This is a genomic window from Haloferax sp. Q22, assembly GCF_001482285.1.
GTDB lineage: Archaea > Halobacteriota > Halobacteria > Halobacteriales > Haloferacaceae > Haloferax.
The window spans coordinates 306384-323462 of sequence record NZ_LOEP01000016.1 but is presented as its reverse complement, the minus strand read 5'-3'; the positions used below and the strand labels follow the sequence as shown (position 1 = coordinate 323462).

General features: G+C 67.9%; 22 protein-coding genes. 11 read left to right on the top strand and 11 right to left on the bottom strand.

What is annotated here, in order from left to right; all coding sequences use genetic code 11:
- Positions 1-7: 7 nt before the first annotated feature.
- The 4 genes from AM590_RS20780 to AM590_RS07100 all read right to left on the bottom strand — a co-directional run bounded on the left by AM590_RS20780 (position 8) and on the right by AM590_RS07100 (position 3397).
- Positions 8-184, bottom strand: coding sequence for a hypothetical protein (locus AM590_RS20780; RefSeq protein ID WP_004968931.1), 177 nt, complete (start codon positions 182-184; stop codon positions 8-10).
- 55 nt (positions 185-239) lie between these two features.
- Positions 240-959 carry a queuosine precursor transporter gene (locus AM590_RS07110; protein ID WP_058826855.1) on the bottom strand — a complete coding sequence of 240 codons (720 nt, stop codon included), beginning with the start codon at positions 957-959 and terminating at the stop codon, positions 240-242.
- Entirely contained in the window at positions 952-1128 is a 177-nt protein-coding gene (locus AM590_RS07105) for a ribbon-helix-helix domain-containing protein (RefSeq protein ID WP_058826854.1), read from the bottom strand. The genes AM590_RS07110 and AM590_RS07105 overlap by 8 nt, the downstream gene beginning before the upstream one ends.
- 112 nt (positions 1129-1240) lie before the next feature.
- Positions 1241-3397 (bottom strand): twin-arginine translocase subunit TatC, encoded by a 2157-nt coding sequence (locus AM590_RS07100; protein ID WP_058826853.1) that lies wholly within the window; start codon positions 3395-3397, stop codon positions 1241-1243.
- Positions 3398-3527: 130 nt separating this feature from the next.
- Here AM590_RS07100 and AM590_RS07095 point away from each other — a divergent pair, with 130 nt between their 5' ends.
- Both AM590_RS07095 and AM590_RS07090 read left to right on the top strand, forming a co-directional pair.
- Positions 3528-4961 carry a twin-arginine translocase subunit TatC gene (locus AM590_RS07095; RefSeq protein ID WP_058826852.1) on the top strand — a complete coding sequence of 478 codons (1434 nt, stop codon included), beginning with the start codon at positions 3528-3530 and terminating at the stop codon, positions 4959-4961.
- Positions 4962-5080: 119 nt separating this feature from the next.
- Entirely contained in the window at positions 5081-5401 is a 321-nt protein-coding gene (locus tag AM590_RS07090; protein WP_058826851.1) for a hypothetical protein, read from the top strand.
- Positions 5402-5431: 30 nt separating this feature from the next.
- Here AM590_RS07090 and AM590_RS07085 read toward each other — a convergent pair whose 3' ends face one another.
- Positions 5432-5914 (bottom strand): SRPBCC domain-containing protein, encoded by a 483-nt coding sequence (locus tag AM590_RS07085; RefSeq protein ID WP_058826850.1) that lies wholly within the window; start codon positions 5912-5914, stop codon positions 5432-5434.
- 74 nt (positions 5915-5988) lie between these two features.
- On the opposite strand from AM590_RS07085, the gene AM590_RS07080 reads away from it, so the two are divergent.
- Positions 5989-6627, top strand: a complete 639-nt coding sequence (locus AM590_RS07080; protein WP_058826849.1) for a histidine phosphatase family protein — start codon at positions 5989-5991, stop codon at positions 6625-6627.
- A gap of 45 nt (positions 6628-6672) precedes the next feature.
- Here the strand turns inward: AM590_RS07080 and larE are convergent, their stop codons facing one another.
- The gene (larE, locus tag AM590_RS07075) at positions 6673-7560 is read right to left on the bottom strand and encodes an ATP-dependent sacrificial sulfur transferase LarE (RefSeq protein ID WP_058826848.1); all 888 of its coding nucleotides are present in this window, start codon (positions 7558-7560) and stop codon (positions 6673-6675) included.
- Positions 7561-7737: 177 nt separating this feature from the next.
- Here larE and AM590_RS07070 point away from each other — a divergent pair, with 177 nt between their 5' ends.
- Both AM590_RS07070 and AM590_RS07065 read left to right on the top strand, forming a co-directional pair.
- Positions 7738-9732: a DNA mismatch repair protein MutS gene (locus tag AM590_RS07070; protein WP_058826847.1), complete on the top strand. Its 1995-nt coding sequence runs from the start codon at positions 7738-7740 to the stop codon at positions 9730-9732.
- Positions 9733-9786: 54 nt separating this feature from the next.
- Entirely contained in the window at positions 9787-10056 is a 270-nt protein-coding gene (locus AM590_RS07065) for a hypothetical protein (RefSeq protein ID WP_058826846.1), read from the top strand.
- Here the strand turns inward: AM590_RS07065 and AM590_RS07060 are convergent.
- Positions 10050-10457, bottom strand: a complete 408-nt coding sequence (locus AM590_RS07060; protein ID WP_058826845.1) for a hypothetical protein — start codon at positions 10455-10457, stop codon at positions 10050-10052. The genes AM590_RS07065 and AM590_RS07060 overlap by 7 nt on opposite strands.
- Before the next feature lie 155 nt (positions 10458-10612).
- Here AM590_RS07060 and AM590_RS07055 point away from each other — a divergent pair, with 155 nt between their 5' ends.
- Both AM590_RS07055 and rpiA read left to right on the top strand, forming a co-directional pair.
- The gene (locus tag AM590_RS07055) at positions 10613-11737 is read left to right on the top strand and encodes an ORC1-type DNA replication protein (RefSeq protein WP_058826844.1); all 1125 of its coding nucleotides are present in this window, start codon (positions 10613-10615) and stop codon (positions 11735-11737) included.
- A 50-nt stretch (positions 11738-11787) separates the two neighbouring features.
- Positions 11788-12480, top strand: coding sequence for a ribose-5-phosphate isomerase RpiA (rpiA, locus tag AM590_RS07050; protein WP_058826843.1), 693 nt, complete (start codon positions 11788-11790; stop codon positions 12478-12480).
- Between the two features lie 165 nt (positions 12481-12645).
- Here rpiA and AM590_RS07045 read toward each other — a convergent pair whose 3' ends face one another.
- On the bottom strand, positions 12646-12813 hold the full coding sequence (locus tag AM590_RS07045) for a DUF1931 family protein (RefSeq protein WP_004045310.1): 168 nt from the start codon (positions 12811-12813) through the stop codon (positions 12646-12648).
- 186 nt (positions 12814-12999) lie between these two features.
- Between AM590_RS07045 and larB the strand changes: the two genes are divergently transcribed.
- The 4 genes from larB to AM590_RS07030 all read left to right on the top strand — a co-directional run bounded on the left by larB (position 13000) and on the right by AM590_RS07030 (position 15804).
- Positions 13000-13761 carry a nickel pincer cofactor biosynthesis protein LarB gene (larB, locus tag AM590_RS07040; protein WP_058826842.1) on the top strand — a complete coding sequence of 254 codons (762 nt, stop codon included), beginning with the start codon at positions 13000-13002 and terminating at the stop codon, positions 13759-13761.
- Between the two features lie 123 nt (positions 13762-13884).
- On the top strand, positions 13885-14034 hold the full coding sequence (locus tag AM590_RS20995) for a hypothetical protein (protein ID WP_187367346.1): 150 nt from the start codon (positions 13885-13887) through the stop codon (positions 14032-14034).
- A gap of 94 nt (positions 14035-14128) precedes the next feature.
- Positions 14129-14368, top strand: a complete 240-nt coding sequence (locus tag AM590_RS07035; RefSeq protein ID WP_004973837.1) for a GIY-YIG nuclease family protein — start codon at positions 14129-14131, stop codon at positions 14366-14368.
- Between the two features lie 62 nt (positions 14369-14430).
- On the top strand, positions 14431-15804 hold the full coding sequence (locus tag AM590_RS07030; protein WP_058826841.1) for a phosphoglucomutase/phosphomannomutase family protein: 1374 nt from the start codon (positions 14431-14433) through the stop codon (positions 15802-15804).
- Positions 15805-15815: 11 nt separating this feature from the next.
- Here the strand turns inward: AM590_RS07030 and AM590_RS07025 are convergent, their stop codons facing one another.
- The 3 genes from AM590_RS07025 to samp2 all read right to left on the bottom strand — a co-directional run bounded on the left by AM590_RS07025 (position 15816) and on the right by samp2 (position 16972).
- Positions 15816-16196, bottom strand: a complete 381-nt coding sequence (locus AM590_RS07025; protein ID WP_058826840.1) for a helix-turn-helix transcriptional regulator — start codon at positions 16194-16196, stop codon at positions 15816-15818.
- Positions 16197-16274: 78 nt separating this feature from the next.
- Positions 16275-16763 (bottom strand): GNAT family N-acetyltransferase, encoded by a 489-nt coding sequence (locus tag AM590_RS07020; RefSeq protein ID WP_058826839.1) that lies wholly within the window; start codon positions 16761-16763, stop codon positions 16275-16277.
- Between the two features lie 8 nt (positions 16764-16771).
- Complete coding sequence (gene samp2, locus AM590_RS07015) at positions 16772-16972, bottom strand: ubiquitin-like modifier protein SAMP2 (RefSeq protein WP_058826838.1); 201 nt, start codon at positions 16970-16972, stop codon at positions 16772-16774.
- Positions 16973-17079 lie beyond the last annotated feature (107 nt).

The following is a 17079-nucleotide window of genomic DNA, read 5'->3' as shown; positions in this document are numbered from 1 at the left end:
CGCTTTTTCAGTCGTACACCACGAGGTCGAGTCGAAGCCCCGTCCGACACCCCTTCCAACCGCCGCGGCAGGCTCCGGTGGCGAGAATATCACCGAACGACGTGTACGTCCCGCAGTTTGGACAGCGGACCCCCATCTCCATCCCGTCCCGTTCGGTGAGCCTGTGGCGGTGCTCGTCGGCCATACACCGTGTGGTATGCTACCAAAAGAGATAAGCCGTCCGTCGTCCCGAGAACGCCTCAGTCCGCGACCCAACCGTCGGTCGAGGACTCGTCGTCGTCGCGCAGGAGCGCGACGGTCCCGTAGACGAACGGGGTATCGACGATCGCGATGAGGAGCTTCAGGAGGTACTGGCCGACGGCGAGGCCGACGAGGACGTTCCACGGGAGGGCGTTCCCAATGCCGAGGACCGTCGGCGCGACGTAGAACGCGACGCCGACGAAGATGACCGTGTCGATGGCCTGACTCGTCGCCGTCGAGACGATGTTGCGGAGCCAGAGGTACGAGCCGTCTGTCATGTCGCGGATGCCGTGGAAGACGATGACGTCCCAGTTCTGACTCACGAGGTACGCGAGCAGGCTCCCGGCGACGATGTTCGTCCCCGAGGAGAGCACCGTGGCGAACTGCCCGGCGAACTCGGGGTTCGCGGCGGGCGCGGCGATGGTGCTCCAGACGAGGCCGAGGAGGACGAAGTTCATGGCGAAGCCGACGTTCACCATAATCTGCGCCGCCCGGCGGCCGTACAGTTCGGAGTAGCAGTCGGACGCGAAGAAGGTGAGCGCGTACGCCAGCGCCGCCCCGGGCATGAGGATGGCCGCGCCGACGTACGGGAGTTCACCTATCGCGGCCGGCAGGGGAATCGCGAGCAGTTTCGACGCCGTCAACTGCGCCGTCGTCAGCGCGGTGACGAACAGGCCGACGAGGGCGACCTGCCCGACGGCCGACCGCCCCTCACTCATCTTCGGCGAGGCGGTTGTGTCGGTCGTCTATCTCGTCGAGGATGTCGAGCGTCTTCCGGATGGACGCCCGAACCGCATCGCTCCGGTTTACGAACTTCTTGTCGTCGCCGACGTGCTCGTCTAAGTCAGCGAGCAGTTCGTCGGGAATCTCGACGCTTATCTTGGCCATACTCTGCGATTCTCACGAGAATACTTAACGCCTTTTCAACGGTCGCAGCGGCGATATTTGGCGCGTTTTTCGGGTCGACGGGTCGGCGCGGCGGTCGCTCCGAGGACCATCCTCACTCCGCCGCGCCGCGGGCGGGCGAGAGGTCGCGCCGGCCGCCGACCGTCAGCACGAACAGGATGCCGAGACCGACGCCGTAGGCGGCCATCAGCGGGAGCGTCACCATGAACATCGTCGTGATGCTCGCGGGGGTGAACACCGCCGAGATGGCGAGGATGAACACCGTAACCTCGCGCCAGCGCTTCCGCATCATGCGGTAGCTGATGCCGGCGGTGTTGAGAAGCACCATCAGGATGGGGATGTCGGCGAGGAGGCCGATACCCGCGGTGGTGAAGAAGATGAGCCAGAAGAAGTTGGTGATGCGGTAGGAGATTATCATGTTCGCCGCGATGGCGTCCTCGACGAGGAACGTGATGACCGTCGGCGCGACGTAGCTGTAGCCGAGCGCGAAGCCACCGAGGAGGCCGCCGACGAGCGCGCCGGTCCACAGGAAGACGGTTCGGCGGCGCTTGTGGATGATGTTGCGCTCGCGGAGTGCGGGCCACGCGAAGTACGCGACGAGCGGGAGCGTCGCCAGCACGGCCAGAATCGTCGAGAACTTCACCTCGAAGATGAGCGCCTCCATCGGGTGGAGCGCGACGACGTTGAGCACTTCCTCGGGCGTCACCGCGGCGGGGAGTCGGCCGAGGAAGTCCTCGTAGACGTCCCTGATGCCCCCCGTGTAGAGCCAGCCGAACGTCGACGCGAGGACGAGCATGAACCAGCCGACGACCCAGAACGCCCGCGAGGTGACGGAGTCGACGATGAACGCGATGTCGGTGTAGTAGCCGCCGATGTCGTCCTCGTCGGTCTCGCCCCCGGTCAGTTCGGAGAAGAACGCGCCGCCCGCGCGGGTCGTCCGGTCTTCGAGTTCGCCCGGCTCGTCTTCGGCGTCGGCCGCCTCGGCCTCGCGGTCCGCTTCGGCCTCGTCGAACCGGTCGATGAGGGCCTGCGCTTTGGCCTTGTCGCCGTCATCGATGGCGGCGGACGCGAGGCTCATAATCTCGTCTTCGTCGCGGTCGGCGAAGACCTCGGGCGGCGCGGCGCGGACGCCCGCCACGTCGAGCGCGGAGAGGTCGAGCTTTGAGGGGTCGCCGACGCCGACTTCGGTCCGTTCGAGCCGTTGGATGTCGCGGTAGACGAGGTAGGCGAGCCCGAACGCGAGGCCGACGACGCCGCCGGCGACGACGAACGCGCCCAACACGAGTTGCGAGCCGGGGTCGAGGAACACGTAGTCGCTTCCGACCGCGGCGAGTCCGTCGTTGACGTGGTCGACGCCGCCGTACTCGTAGAAGGCGTAGACGAGGAGGCCGCCGACGACGGCGACGCCGGCGAGGAGGTTCCAGTGGTGAGTCGCTGTCGCCTTGATGTCCATCTTCTCGCTGCCGCGTTTGGCCGTGACGACCACGCGAGCGAGATAGAGGCTGAAGGCGTACAGCGTGATGACGGGCACCGCCCACATGATTTGGGTGAACGGGTCCGGCGGGGTGAACAGCGCGCCGAACGCGAAGATGCCGACGACGGCGTGCCGCCACTTGTCGCGGAACAGTTCGTAGGGGACGATTTCGGCGTAGGAGAGCGCGGTCATCGCGAGCGGAAGCTGGCTCGCGAGGCCGAACGAGAGCGTGAGCAGGAAGATGAACTGCGCCCACTTCACGATGGAGTAACTCGGCGTGAAGCCGGCCGACAGCGCGTTCTGCGCGAGGAACGCGAACGTGAACGGGAAGAAGACGAAGTAGCCGTAGGCGACGCCCGCGGCGAACAGCACGACCATCGTCAGCCCGATGAGTGCGAGTTTCCACGGTGCGACGGGCGATTTCGGCCACGCGCCCCGGGCTTTCAGCGCGTCTCGCGAGACGTAGATGAACGGGGGGAGCGCGAAGAGAATCCCCACGACGAGGCCGATTTTCGCCTGCAAGAGGATGACGTCGAACGGCGTCTGGGCGATGATGCTGACGTTGCCCGAGACGCTGGCGTCCATCTGTGCCTTGGTCACGCCGCGGAAGAACTCCCAGACGTAGAGTCGGAGCGCGTAGAACGTTCCGAGGAACCCGACGAGGAAGACGATAAAGACCTTCTGGAGGTCTTTTTGCGCCGCTCGGAGCATCGCACCGGCGGTCTCGCGGCCTGCCGCGATGGTCTGTTGGGTGTCCTCGTCGAGGGCGCTGGACATACGTACGTGGCGAAAGCAGTCTGGCGGTTATCAATCTTTTTCACCGCGGGCGCGATTTCGACTCTCTCGACGCGCCTCCTCGGCGCGATGCGAAAAGACCTATAACTGGCCGGAAGCGTAGGACACCTGAATGGCGGACGAGGAGCGCGACACAGGGCTCTCTGCGGCCGACGACGAGACGGACGCCTCGGACGACGCCGACCAGCGCTCGTCCGACGAGTCTGACGACGACGGGGCTTCGTCGTCCGACGGTCCGGTTTACGGTCGAGTCACCCCGCGAGACGAGACCGTTACCGACGGGTCTGCCGACGACGCTTCCGACGACACCGATACCGACGAGACGGAAGACGACGCCGGCGACGCCGACACTGATGCGGCCCCCGAAGGCGACGCGGACGATTCTGATTCCGAAGGCGACGCGGACGATTCCGACTCGGACGACGGCGTCGAGGACTCCGACGCTGATGACGATTCTTCCGGAAGTACCGGTGATAGCGACGATGCCGACAACTCCGACGACGAACCACGTCTCCTCGCCGACGACGAACACACCTCGCACGTACCCGAGGGGACGTACGACGATTCGAGCGACGAGTCGGCCGACGACGCCGGACCGGACGCGGCGGCCGACGGCGCGAGTCCGGCGCTGACCGGCGAAGACGAGGTGGGCGGCGTGGCTCCGTCGTCCGTCTCCGTCGAGGATGCCGAGTTCGACGACCCCGAGTTCGAGGGCGACGACTTCGACGACGAAGACGTTGGTGGCCTCGTCGGCGAGGCTCCCGAAAGCGACCAGGAGATGCCGCTGACCGCGCACATCGAGGAGATGATTCGCCGGCTGGCGGTCGTCCTCGGCGTCGCCGGCGCGATTACGCTCGTGCTCTTCCCCGGCGCGGACATCCTCAACGCGCTCGTGGACACGCAGGCCGCTTTCGGCATCCACATTCCGAGCGCGACCGACGTTATCAACTTCCTCTGGAACTCCCACATCCCCGGCGCGGACACCATCGTGGACCGCCGGCCGCGGCTCTACGGCCCGCTCGAACTCATCCTCACCAAACTGAAGGTCGCCGGCCTCGCCGGCACCGTCATCGGTCTCCCCGTGTTCGTCTACGAGACGTACCTGTTCATGCGCCCCGGGCTCTACCCGAAAGAGCGCAAGTACTACCTCGCGGCCGTGCCGACGAGCCTCATCCTCGCGCTCGTCGGCGTCCTCTTCGCGCACTTCGTGGTGCTCCCGGCCATCTTCGCGTACTTCACCTCCTACACCGAGGGGACCGCAGTCGTCGCGTTCGGCCTCAAAGAGACGTTCAACCTCATCCTCATCCTGATGGGCTATATGGCGGTCGTCTTCCAGATTCCGCTGTTCGTGGAACTGGCCATCATGATGAACCTCGTCACCCGGCAGTGGCTCGAAGACCGCCGCCTACTGTTCTGGGGCGCGTTCCTCGGCCTCGCGTTCCTCGTCAGCCCCGACCCGACCGGGATGGCCCCCATCATCATCGGCGCGACGATGATTGTCCTGTTCGAGGGGACGCTCGCGGCCTTACGTTGGACCGGAAACTGACCGGATTCTCGTTTCTCCCTCGCCTCTCCCTCGGCCCGGTTGTTCCTCCTCGTTTCCGCCGACTGCCGACCGCCGACCCTCCAGAAGACCTATCTCAGAATGGTTAGAAAACATACACGATGACCGACCTCGTCGCCCTGTCGGTGGTCGCCCTCCCGCTCTGGTTCGCCGTGAGCGTCTGGGCCGGTATCGATGCGACTAGACACAGTTCGCATAACGCCTTCCTCTGGGGTCTCTCGGTGTTCGTCGGCGGGATTCTGGGCTTGGCGCTGTACCTCAACCTCGGGCGCGACGAACCCGGTGTGGGCCGCCGCGCGGGTCAGTCGGCGTCGCCGAACGGCATCCCTTCCGCCCGCACCGAGACCGTCTCCTGCCCGAACTGCCACTCGTTGGAGGAAGCCGACCGGGATACCTGTCGCTTCTGCGGCGAGTCGCTGTAGCGCGCCGAATCCTCCCGAGACGGCGGGGAATCACGTCTCGTCCGACGACTCCGCTGCCTCCCGTCTCTCGGCCGCGACGGTCCCCTCGACGCGCGTCTTCAACCCCTCGTTCATGGCGACGAACCCTGCCCGCGTCTCCTCGCCGACGAACCGCAACAGGAGTCCGGCGAAGACGCCGGAGAACGTCTCCGCGTGCTCGAATCGGGTGCGTTCGCCGCCGTCGAGCGGTTCGAGGTGGAACCGGTGTTCGCCGTCGAACAGCCCCGGGAAGACGAGGTGGCCGAGCCAGCGCAGTTCGCGGTGCTTCTCGCAGTGGACCACGTCGGGTTCGAACTCCGACTCGCGGCCGCCCGGCGGCCGGAGGTGGACGGTGAGCGTTGCGCCCTCGTTCGGGCGCCCGGCGATTCGCATGAAGGGGTTCCACTCGGGGTAGCGGTCGAAGTCGACGAGGGTCTCCCACACCCGTTCTGGCGGGGCGTCTATCTCGATGCTCGTCACGATTTCGTGTGCCATACCTAACAGTTGGCGCGCCGAGACCGTGAATCTCGCGCGGAACGTTCATTGCCGGTGGGGAGAGAGACGGACGTATGGCAACCCTCCTTCTCGCCCGACACGGCGAGACGACGTGGAACCGCGCCGGGCGCGTACAGGGGTGGGCCCCTGTGTCGCTCACCGAGCGCGGCCGCGCGCAGGCCGACGCCCTCGCGCGCCACGTCACGGACTCCTACGAGGTCGACCGCCTCGTCTCCTCCGACATCGAACGCGCCCAAGAGACCGCCCGCCCAATCGCCCGCGAACTCGGCCTCGAACCTGTCCTCGACTCCGCGTGGCGCGAGCGCGACGTGGGCTCGCTGCAGGGACTGGCGTTCGACGAACTCACCGACCGGTACCCGCAGTACGCCCTCTCGGCGGTCGGCGCGCCCGCCGCCCGCGAGCGCCCCCCGAGCGGCGAGAGCCTCGTCGAGGTCCGCCGCCGCGTCCTCAACGCCCACGAGGGGCTGGCCGACTCGCTCGACGCCGACGAGACGGTGCTCGTCGTCAGCCACGGCGCGCCGATTCGGCTGTCGCTCGGCGAGGTGAAGGGACTCGATATCGTCGAGACGATGCTGTCGCAACCGCTCGACAACGGCGGGCTGTGCGAACTCGAAGTCGAGCTGAGCGACGACGGTGACGAACCGTTAGTCCACGTCGTCGCCGAGAACGAGACGCATTTTCTGACGACGTAGGCCGGTTCGGCGGTCTGGTCCGCGTTTCTGACTGCTGTCTCTCAGTTACTTCCGCATCGGGTAGTCCTGCGCGAACACGTCGTCCACGAGAAGGTTGTCGCCCGCGTCGGCGTCCGCCTCGGCCGCGGGGCTGACGCTTCCCGTCCGGTAGCCGTGGAGATCCAGCGTGACGTGGTCGAAGCCGGCGTCCTTCAGGTGGTCGCGGGCGGCGCGGACGAAGTCGGCGTCGAGGGCGCGGTCGAGTTCCTCCGGCGCGACCTCGATGCGGGCGAGGCCGTCGTGGTCGCGGACGCGGAACTGCTCGAAGCCCCACGTCCGGAGAATCGTCTCTGCTCGTTCGACCCGCGAGAGCCGTTCCTCGGTGACTTCGAGGCCGGTCGGAATCCGCGAGGAGAGACAGGCCATGGAGGGCTTGTCGGCGACCGACAGGTCGTAGTCGTCGGCGATGGCGCGGACCTCCTCTTTCGTGATGTCGTGGGCGAGAAGCGGCGACAGCACCTCCAACTCCTCGACAGCGCGGAGGCCGGGGCGGTGGCCCTCGCCGGGGTCCGAGGCGTTGGTCCCGTCGCAGACGGCCTCGATGCCGCGGTCGCGGGCGGCCTCGTACATCCGGCCGAGGCGCATCGTCCGGCAGTGGTAACACCGGTCGTCGTCGTTGGCGACGAAGTCGGGGTTGTCCAACTCGGAGAACTCGACGGTCAGGTGTTCGATGCCGATTTCCTCGGCGACGCGCTTCGCGTCGTCCAACTCGGCGTCCGGCAGGGTCTCGCTTTTCGCGGTGCAGGCGACCGCGTCGTCGCCGAGCGCCTCGTGGGCGAGTGCGGCGACCACGCTGGAGTCCACGCCGCCCGAAAAGGCGATGAGGACGCTCTCGCGCTCCGCGAGCGCCTCACGTACTGCGTCGGCCTTCGCCGCGACGTCTCGCTCGCTCATGGCCTCCCTTCCCGGCCGACGGTCAAAAGCCCCTCGCCCCCGGCGCGAACGACCGCGAAGGGCGCACGCGCCGCAAAACCGGTCGTGACAGACGTTCCCGCGTCGGCGTGACCCGCCCGTCGTCCCGGAGTCACCACCCCGCGACTTTTTGTCCTATGCCGCGATAGGTCCGGCCGAATGGACTTCGAGACCATCCCGGGCGTCGGCGAGAAGACCGCCGCCGCGCTCGCGGAACTCGACGACGCCGAGCGAGCGCTCACCGACGGCGACGTGGCGGCGCTCGCGCGGGCACCGGGGCTCACTGAGGGCAGGGCGGCGGCCATCGCCCGTGGGGCGATTCGCCGCGACCACGACGACCCCGGCGGCTTCCTCGCCACCGACCGCGCCTCGGAAATCTACCGCGACGCGCTGGGTCTCCTGCAGGCGCGGACGGTGACGACGTACGCCGAGAAGCGACTGGAGACGCTGTTTCCCACCGGATCGGCCTCGCGCATCGAGGAGGTCCGGGCGTTCGCCGCCGACGCGACCGACCTCGACCCCGACCCCGACGTGCTCGCGGCGCTGTCGGGCGTCGAACCCCTCGCGGACCCGAAACCGCGTCGCGTCCGCGAGCGCTGTATCGCCACCGCCGACGCGGAGCGCTACGCCGCCGCCAAGGAGGCGTTTTCCGAACTGTCCATCGAGGTCGTCGAGGACGGCCGCGACATCGCCGAACTCGCGCGGTCGTACTCGACGGTGGTCGTCCTCGACGAGTCGTTCGCCGGCATCGACGTGGACGGTGACGTGCGCGTCCTCCCCGACGCCGCCGAGCGGACTGACGAGGTCGTCCCCGAGCGACTGCTCGCCTTCTTCGCCGCGAACCGCGAGGCCTTGCAGGCGGCCGCCACGGTCCACGAAACGGCCGAACTCGACCCGCCGTGTGACCTCGCCGCCCTCCGCGACGCCCTGTCCCGACTGGCCGACGACGGGACCGTCCTCGGCGACGACGAACTCGAACGCCTCTCGAACGCGGTGGACGACCTCGACACCGCCGTCTCGACCGCCGAATCGGTCGCCAACGACCGCCTCCGCGACGTGATTCGCGAGCGCGACGTGACCATCGAGGGGACCGACTTCCTGTCGCTCGTCGAGCAGGGCGCGCGCGTCGATTCCCTGCTGTCGCGCGAACTCGAAGACGAGTTCGACGAGGCGCTGGCAGCCGCCCGCGACCACCTCGTGGAGTCGCTGTCGCTCCGCCCCGGCGAGGCCGACCTCACGGAGCGGGTGTTCCCCGAGGACCCGTCGTTCCCGCTCGGCCACGACGAGGAGGCGGTCGGCCGGCTCCGAACCGAACTGAAGGCCGCCCGCGACCGCCGCGCCGCGAAACTGAAAGCAGACCTCGCCGCCGACCTCGGTGACCTGCGCGCCCCCGTCGAGACGCTGGTCCGCGACGCGCTCGAACTCGACGTGCGCCTCGCCGTCTCTCGGTTCGCCCGCGACTTCGACTGCGTCTTCCCCGAGTTCACCGGCGCGGCCGGAAACGACGGAGGCGGCTCGTTCGCCATCGAGGCCGGCCGCTCGCCCCTCCTCGACGTGGACTTTGTGGATGTCGACCCCGTGGACTACGAGGTGTCGGGCGTCACGCTTCTCTCGGGCGTCAACAGCGGGGGCAAGACCTCGACGCTCGACCTCGTGGGCCTCGTCGTCGTCCTCGCACACATGGGACTTCCCGTCCCCGCCGAGTCGGTCCGGCTCTCGCGCTTTTCCGAGCTTCACTACTACGCCAAGTCGCAGGGCACCCTCGACGCCGGCGCGTTCGAGAGCACGCTCCGCGACTTCGCCGCGCTCACCGACGGCGCGGCCGACCGCCTCGTCCTCGTGGACGAACTGGAGAGCATCACCGAACCCGGCGCGTCGGCCAAAATCATCGCCGGCATCCTCGAAGAACTCGCCGAACAGGGCGCGGCGGCCGTGTTCGTCTCGCACCTCGCCGGCGGCATCCGCGAGGCCGCGGACGTGTCGGTCGCGGTCGACGGCATCGAGGCCGTCGGACTGGAAGACGGCGAACTCGTGGTAAATCGGTCGCCCGTCAAGGACCACCTCGCGCGGTCGACGCCGGAACTCATCGTGGAGAAACTGGCCGGCGAGAACGAGACCAGCTTCTACGGGCGACTGCTGGAGAAGTTCGACTGACGCCCTCGTCCGCGGCGACACACGATTTATTTATCCTCTCCGACAACTTCGCCCGTGCCCTCCGACTCGCTCTCCCCCGAGGAACGACAGCAGTACGACCTCGTCTACCACGCCACGAAGAACGCCATCTGGGACGTGCTCGGGACCGCGGTGTACCTGGTGTTTCTGGTGTTCGGCGGGCTCCTCGTGCTGTCCGTCTTCGTGCTTCCGGCCCTGGGGGCGCTCTCGCGGACCGGCGGGACGCCGGTCGCCCTCGGTATCGGCGCGGTCGGACTGATTTTGATTGTCGCCATCGGCTACCGAATCGTTCGGCTCCTTCAGTAGGTGACGTATCGGCTCGCGACCTCCCACCGGACCGCGGCGACGACGCCGGCCGCGCCGAGCAGTATGGCGACGAGCGAGCCGACCGTCGTCGGAGCGGTGTAGTCGGTGCTCGCGTCGAACTCGAACGCGTGGTAGGTGCCGTCGCGCTCGACGAGTTCTGGGAGGTTTCCGGGGTCGTCTTCGAACCGAAGCACCTCGCCGGCGAGGGCGCGGTCAACGGCCCGCTGCTCCGACTGCGAGAGTTCGCTGTACAGCGGGGGAACCGTTTCCGGCGTTTCCGACAGTTGCTGCTCGTAGCGATAGCTGTAGTCCTCGTCGGCGGCGAAGCCGAACCCGAGCACGCCGCCCCCGACGAGTGCGAGCGAGACGAGCAGCGCGGCGAGCTGTGTGCGAGTTGCCATGATCCCACATTTATTATTGGAAAATTAACTATTTTGGCTCGGGTCCTGATGAGCTGTCGGTCCACGGGGCACACAGAAATGACGACGCCCGTCCGCCCCCCGTCGGACGCCGCCGCGGTAAACGATTAAGTCCCCCGCGCGTGGTACTCTACTCGATGAGGGAGGACCCCGAAGAGGGGATGCTGTCGTGGGACGAGACCGTGTTCCGCGACGAACACGTCTTCGAAATCGACCACGTTCCGGAGACGTTCAACCACCGCGAGAGCCAACTGCGGAGCCTGAAGTACGCGCTTCGGCCCGCGATCCGCGGCTCTCGCCCCCTGAACACGATGGTGCGTGGTCCGCCGGGGACGGGCAAGACCACCGCGGTCCAGAAACTGTTCGGCGAGTTGGGCACGCAGTCCGGCGTCCGGACCGTCCGGGTGAACTGCCAGGTCGACTCGACGCGCTACGCGGTGTTCTCGCGCGTCTTCGAGCATATCTTCGAGTACGAACCCCCGTCGTCGGGCATCTCGTTCAAGAAGCTGTTCGGCCAGATAACCGACCGCCTCGTCGAGGACGACGAGGTGCTCGTCGTCGCGCTCGACGACGTGAACTACCTGTTCTACGAGAACGAGGCCTCCGACACGCTCTACTCGCTGTTGCGCGCCCACGAGGCGCACTCCGGCGCGCGCATCGGCGTCATCATCATCTCGTCGGACCTCTCGCTCGACGTCATCGACGAACTCGACGGGCGCGTCCAGAGCGTCTTCCGGCCCGAGGAGGTGTTTTTCCCCCGCTACGACGTGGACGAAATCGTCGATATCCTCCGCGGGCGGTCGAAGCGCGGCTTCCACGAGGACGTTATCGGCGCGCCCGAACTCGACCAGGTCGCGGAGTTTACCGCCGACAGCGGCGACCTCCGGGTCGGCATCGACCTGCTTCGTCGCGCCGGGCTCCACGCCGAGATGCGCGCCTCCCGAACGGTCGATATGGAGGACGTGGAGGCTGCCTACGACAAGTCGAAGTACGTCCACCTCTCGCGGTGTTTGCAGGGGCTTTCGGACCCCGAGCGCGAACTCGTCCGGGTCGTCGCCGAGTACGACGGCGAGCGCGCCGGCGCGGTGTACGACGCGTTCAACGAGGAGACCGGCCTCGGCTACACGCGCTACTCCGAGCTCGTGAACAAACTGGACCAACTGGGCGTCATCGAGGCCCGATACACCGAAATCGAGGGACGCGGCCGCACCCGCGCCATCTCGCTCGCCTACGACGCGGACGCGGTCTTAGACCGCCTCTGACGCCGCCGCTTTCGGGACCATTTTTACTCGCCGGCCGAGTCGGCTGAGCCATGAAGACTACCGGCGGAACCGACGCGCAGAAGCGCCGCGCCGCGGAGGCGGCGGTCGAAGCGGTCGAAGACGGAACCGTCGTCGGCCTCGGCACCGGCAGCACCACCGCCTTCGCCATCCGCGCCATCGGCGACCTCGTCGCCGACGGCCTCGACGTTCGGGGCGTCCCGACCTCCTTCGCGTCCCGCGAACTCGCCCGCGAGTGCGACATCCCCATCGCCGACCTCGACGAAGTGGACGCCATCGACCTCGCCATCGACGGGGCAGACCAGGTGGCGACGACCGACGGCGCGCTCGTCAAGGGCGGCGGCGCGGCCCACGCCCGCGAGAAAGTGGTCGACGCCTTCGCCGAACGGTTCCTCGTCGTCGCCGACCCGTCGAAGACCGCAGAAACGCTCTCGCAACCCGTCCCCATCGAGGTGCTCCCGTCGGCGCGGACGACCGTCGCCGCGGGCGTCGCTGACCTCGGCGGCGAGGCGACGCTCCGCCGCGCCGAGCGCAAGGACGGTCCCGTCGTCACCGACAACGGGAACCTCGTCCTCGACTGCGAGTTCGGCGCGATTCCGAACCCCGAATCGCTCGCGGCCGACCTCACATCGCTCCCCGGCGCGGTCGAACACGGTATCTTCGTCGGCCTCGCGGACGCGGTCTACGTCGGCACCGACGACGGCGTCGACGTGGCCGAATTCTGACTCGGTTGGTCCGGCGCTCGAACCGAATCTGGCAGACAGAGTGGTCCGGCGCTCGAACGGACGCCCTCGACGGCCTCGGCTCACGGGGCGAGTCGACTCACTTCGCGGGACACAACCGGCGCTCACCGGCCGGCGATAAAAGAACGAGAGGTCTAAAGACCGAGTTTACAGGTCGCGGGGCTGGACCGTCTTACGGTCGTTCTGCTCAGCGCGGCGAGCAGCGTCTTCGAGAAGCTCCTTGACTTCCTCGTCGAGAGCGTCGTAGAAGTCCGAGGCCACGTTCTTGTCCTTGAGCGCTTCCTTGACGGCTGCCTTGACAATGAGGTCTGCCATACAGGATGTCCTACCAATTCTCCTTTAATAAACTTTCCTATATTGGACGTTAATACCGCCGGATTTGGGGGTTATGGCGCTTCTATGAGGACGGATTTACCGGGAACAATCTCCACTTATATATGCTTTATCCCCGAGAGGGCGGAACGACGGGTATGAGTACGCCTCGGCCCAACGTGCGGCCATATGCGCGACATCTTGGAGGCGGTCGCGGACGGTTCGCTCTCGCCCGCCGAGGCGGAGGTACGACTCTCCGGGTACGCGACGACCGACGCGGGCCGGTTCGACGCCGCCAGAGAGACGCGGCGCGGCGTTCCCGAAGCGATTCTCGCGGAGGGGAAGACGCCCGACGAGACGGCGACGCTGGCCGTTGCGGCGGTCGAAACGAGCGGTCGAGCGCTCGTCACTCGGGCCGACACCGCGCACGCGGAGGCCGTCGCCGACGCCCTTCCGGACGCCGACATCGATCGCGACGCCCGGGCGAAGACCATCGTCGCGGCCGCGCCGGACTTCGAGCGCCCCGACCTCGACGCGACTGTCGCCATCGCCACCGGCGGCACCTCCGACGCCGAGGCCGCTGGCGAGGCGGCCGCCGTCCTCCGCGAGATGGGGGTGAGCGTCGAGCGAATCGAGGACGTTGGCGTCGCCCACCTCGGTCGCGTGCTCGACAACCTCGACACGCTCCGCGAGGCCGACGTGGTCGTCGTCGCCGCCGGCCGCGAGGGGGCGCTCCCGACCGTCGTCGCTGGACTCATCGACACGCCGGTCATCGGGCTGCCCGTCTCGACGGGGTACGGCCACGGCGGCGACGGCGAGGCGGCCGTCCTCGGGATGCTTCAGTCGTGTACCGTCCTCTCCGCGGTGAACGTGGACGCCGGCTACATCGCCGGCGCGCAGGCCGGACTCATCGCCCGCGCGGTCGCCGACGCCCGCGACGACGACGCCTGACCGGGCGTTATCTGCACCTCGTGGTCGTGCGCGATTTCGCGTGCGTACGCACACGCGCGATGCCCTCATATGAGTGGGGTACTGTGTATCACACACCGGCTTGGTGGCTGCCGGACCGCAACAATGCCAGTCTGTGACCACTGCGGGTCACACGTCTCCGAGCGCTTCGCACGCGTGTTCGCCGACAAGGACGGTCAGGTTCTCGCCTGTCCCAACTGCTCGGCGAACGCGGGTATCGCGGAGGTCGCTCGACAGCGTGCCCGCACCGCATGACCACTGAAGCGACAAAAGACCACCACGCGAAGCCAACTCCTCGTGCGCGAGGTCGGGCGTAGGGTTCATACCCGCGCCCCAGAACCATTCTCTCGTGCACTTCGTCTACGTCATCGAGTGTAGCGACGGCTCGCTGTATACCGGGTACACGACCGACGTGGAGCGACGCGTCGCGGAACACGACGCCGGCGAGGGCGCGAAGTACACTCGCGGCCGGACGCCGGTCGAACTCGTCCACGTCGAGGAGTTCGACTCGAAATCGGCCGCGATGTCGCGCGAGTACGAGATAAAACAGCTCCGCCGCCGGGAGAAACAGCGACTCGTCGAGTCGTGAGGGCGCCCCCCACCCGTCGGCTCGTAACGTAGTTTTTTGCCCCGCCGCGGAGTGGTGCGCGTATGGACGAAATCTCATTCGGGACCGACGGGTGGCGCGCCACGCTCGACACCTTCACCGACGACCGCGTCCGCATCGTCGGACAGGCCGTCGCCGACTACCTCGCCGACGAAGGTTTCACCGCCCCGGTGCTCGTCGGCTACGACGCCCGCGAGACCTCGCCCGGCTTCGCGGAGTCGCTCGCCGAGGTCGTCGCCGGCAACGGTTTCGACGTGCTCCTGCCCGAGCGGGACTGCCCCACCCCGCTCGTCGCCTACGCCATCGCCGAGCGCGGCCTCTCGGGGGCGCTCATGGTCACGGCCTCGCACAACCCGCCGGAGTACAACGGCGTGAAGTTCATCCCCTCCGACGGCGCGCCGGCGCTCCCCGACGTGACCGACGCGGTCGCCGAGCGACTCGCCGAACCGGACCTCCTGCCCGAGTCCGAACGCGGGACCATCGAGCGCGTCGACGTGGTCTCGCCGCACGCCGACCACGCCATGGACCTCGTCGGCGACGACCTCTCGGACCTCACGGTCGTCTACGACGCCATGCACGGCAGCGGCCGCGGCGTCACCGACGCGCTCCTCGAAGCCGCCGGCGCGGAGGTCATTCGCCTGCGCTGTGAGCGCGACGCCGACTTCGGCGGCATCTCGCCGGAACCCTCGGCCGAGAACCTCGGCGGCCTCGCCGAGGCGATGGCCGAACATGACGCGGACCTCGGTGTCGCCAACGACGGCGACGCCGACCGCATCGGTATCGCCACGCCCGACCGCGGCGTCCTCGACGAGAACCTCTTTTTCGCCGCCGTCTACGACTACCTGCTCGAATCCGACTCCGGACCGGCCATCCGGACCGTCTCGACCACATTCCTCATCGACCGCATCGCCGAGGCCCACGGTGAGGAGGTGTTCGAGACCGCGGTCGGATTCAAGTGGGTCGCAGACGGCATGCGCGAACACGACGCGCTCATGGGCGGCGAGGAGTCCGGTGGCTTCTCGGTCCGCGGGCACGTCCGCGAGAAGGACGGCGTCCTCATGGGCCTGCTCGCGGCCGCTGCAACCGCCGAGGAGGACTTCGACGCCCGTCTCGACCGCATCGAGGCCGAACACGGCGAAATCGTCGCTGACAAGATAAGCGTCGCCTGCCCCGACTCCGAGAAGGCGCGCGTCATCGGCGAGCTAGAGGACGTGCTCCCCGAGACGGTCGCCGGCCGCGACATCGCCAAGGTCGTCACGCTCGACGGCTTCAAACTCCTCTTAGAAGACGGTTCGTGGCTTCTCGTCCGCCCCTCGGGGACGGAGCCGAAGATGCGCGTCTACGCGGAAGCCGGGAGCGAAGACGCGGTTTCGTCGCTCCTCGAAGCCGGCCGCGAACTCGTCGAACCGCTCGTCTGAGCGGGCCGATATCAGGGCTCTCGCGTCTCTTCTTCGTCGCCGACCGGTCTGACGACCCCGCGGTACGCCGGCGTGAAAAGCGGGAGCGTCTCCGCGTGCTCGGTCAACGAGACGCTGTCTCCCGCGGCCTCGACGAGGTCCGCGGCCTGAAGCTTCGGCAGGTGGACGTGGACGATGCCGACCTCGGCCTGCTGGACGACCTGCACGTCCACCTCGTCGGGTGGGAGGTCGGTCGTCCGCACCGCGAGGGCGACCGCGAGGTCCCAGACCGACGCCGGCTCCGACCGGTCGTGGAGATACTCCAACACGTAGCGGCGCGACGGGTCGGAGAGCGCGTCAAAAACGCGGTCCCAGTCGGTCAGGATACGCTCGCTCCGGTCTCGCTTTGCCATGGGCTTGACTCCCTAGCGCTTGACGACCAGCGGCTAAATCTGTGTCGGTTGGTAACATTCAACAACTACGGGAGGCCGCTACTCGTCCCGCAGGACGCCACGAAATCGGTCGTCGCCCGCGCCGGTGTCTGCGACCGCTCCCTCGTCCTCATCTCTATCCCCATCCTCCTCCCCATCCCCACCCCGCACCTCGATGTCGAATCCGAGCGACTCGTAGAACGGTCGGACGCCGCCGTCGAAGTCGGCGGCGAGTCGCCCCCGGCGGTCGAGCGCCGCCCGGACGAGCGCGGTTCCGACGCCTCGCCCGCGGCGACTCGGGGAGGCGGCCACGGCGTCGATGTAGTCGCCGTCGAGCACCAGCGCGCCGACCACCCGGCCGGACGCCTCGGCGACGAGGCAGTCGCCGGCGGCCAGTCGGTCGCGGACCTCATCCGCGTCGGCTTCGAGCAGTCCGGCGTCGAGGACGCGCATCACGCCTACCAGTTCGTCGGGGTCGCCCTCGCGGACGCGGACTCCGTCGTCGCGTTCGAGGGTGGTGGTTTCGAGGTCTCTCTCGGTGTCGTCCATGTCGCCGACTACCCGCCCTTGATGAGGCGGAGCACCTTCACGCGGTCGACTTTGACGGGCTGGTCTTCGGGGACGGGGCGACCGTCGACGAGGACGGTCACCTCGTGGGGGCTGAGGTCCACCGCCCGCACGAGGTCCGCGTAGGTCCCGTCGTCGCCGACGGCGACCTCGCTGGTCTCCTCGCCGACGACCTCGACGGTCACGTTCATGGTGGCTCGTGGGGCGGGCGCGGGTTTCAGTCCGTCGGCTTCGGCCGCCCCGACGGCCCCGCGACCCGGCTTCGCCCCGCCGACGGATCGGTGTCACGCCGGCTCTC

What these genes read in the sequence shown, in the direction of transcription:
- AM590_RS07110 (WP_058826855.1), bottom strand. Translation starts at nt 959, where the DNA reads ATGAGTGAGGGGCGGTCGGCCGTCGGGCAGGTCGCCCTCGTCGGCCTG.
- AM590_RS20780 (WP_004968931.1), bottom strand. Translation starts at nt 184, where the DNA reads ATGGCCGACGAGCACCGCCACAGGCTCACCGAACGGGACGGGATGGAG.
- AM590_RS07100 (WP_058826853.1), bottom strand. Translation starts at nt 3,397, where the DNA reads ATGTCCAGCGCCCTCGACGAGGACACCCAACAGACCATCGCGGCAGGC.
- AM590_RS07095 (WP_058826852.1), top strand. Translation starts at nt 3,528, where the DNA reads ATGGCGGACGAGGAGCGCGACACAGGGCTCTCTGCGGCCGACGACGAG.
- AM590_RS07025 (WP_058826840.1), bottom strand. Translation starts at nt 16,196, where the DNA reads ATGGCAAAGCGAGACCGGAGCGAGCGTATCCTGACCGACTGGGACCGC.
- AM590_RS07020 (WP_058826839.1), bottom strand. Translation starts at nt 16,763, where the DNA reads ATGGACGACACCGAGAGAGACCTCGAAACCACCACCCTCGAACGCGAC.
- AM590_RS07080 (WP_058826849.1), top strand. Translation starts at nt 5,989, where the DNA reads ATGGCAACCCTCCTTCTCGCCCGACACGGCGAGACGACGTGGAACCGC.
- samp2 (WP_058826838.1), bottom strand. Translation starts at nt 16,972, where the DNA reads ATGAACGTGACCGTCGAGGTCGTCGGCGAGGAGACCAGCGAGGTCGCC.
- AM590_RS07085 (WP_058826850.1), bottom strand. Translation starts at nt 5,914, where the DNA reads ATGGCACACGAAATCGTGACGAGCATCGAGATAGACGCCCCGCCAGAA.
- AM590_RS07070 (WP_058826847.1), top strand. Translation starts at nt 7,738, where the DNA reads ATGGACTTCGAGACCATCCCGGGCGTCGGCGAGAAGACCGCCGCCGCG.
- AM590_RS07105 (WP_058826854.1), bottom strand. Translation starts at nt 1,128, where the DNA reads ATGGCCAAGATAAGCGTCGAGATTCCCGACGAACTGCTCGCTGACTTA.
- rpiA (WP_058826843.1), top strand. Translation starts at nt 11,788, where the DNA reads ATGAAGACTACCGGCGGAACCGACGCGCAGAAGCGCCGCGCCGCGGAG.
- larB (WP_058826842.1), top strand. Translation starts at nt 13,000, where the DNA reads ATGCGCGACATCTTGGAGGCGGTCGCGGACGGTTCGCTCTCGCCCGCC.
- AM590_RS07055 (WP_058826844.1), top strand. Translation starts at nt 10,613, where the DNA reads ATGAGGGAGGACCCCGAAGAGGGGATGCTGTCGTGGGACGAGACCGTG.
- AM590_RS07045 (WP_004045310.1), bottom strand. Translation starts at nt 12,813, where the DNA reads ATGGCAGACCTCATTGTCAAGGCAGCCGTCAAGGAAGCGCTCAAGGAC.
- AM590_RS07090 (WP_058826851.1), top strand. Translation starts at nt 5,081, where the DNA reads ATGACCGACCTCGTCGCCCTGTCGGTGGTCGCCCTCCCGCTCTGGTTC.
- larE (WP_058826848.1), bottom strand. Translation starts at nt 7,560, where the DNA reads ATGAGCGAGCGAGACGTCGCGGCGAAGGCCGACGCAGTACGTGAGGCG.
- AM590_RS07030 (WP_058826841.1), top strand. Translation starts at nt 14,431, where the DNA reads ATGGACGAAATCTCATTCGGGACCGACGGGTGGCGCGCCACGCTCGAC.
- AM590_RS20995 (WP_187367346.1), top strand. Translation starts at nt 13,885, where the DNA reads ATGCCAGTCTGTGACCACTGCGGGTCACACGTCTCCGAGCGCTTCGCA.
- AM590_RS07060 (WP_058826845.1), bottom strand. Translation starts at nt 10,457, where the DNA reads ATGGCAACTCGCACACAGCTCGCCGCGCTGCTCGTCTCGCTCGCACTC.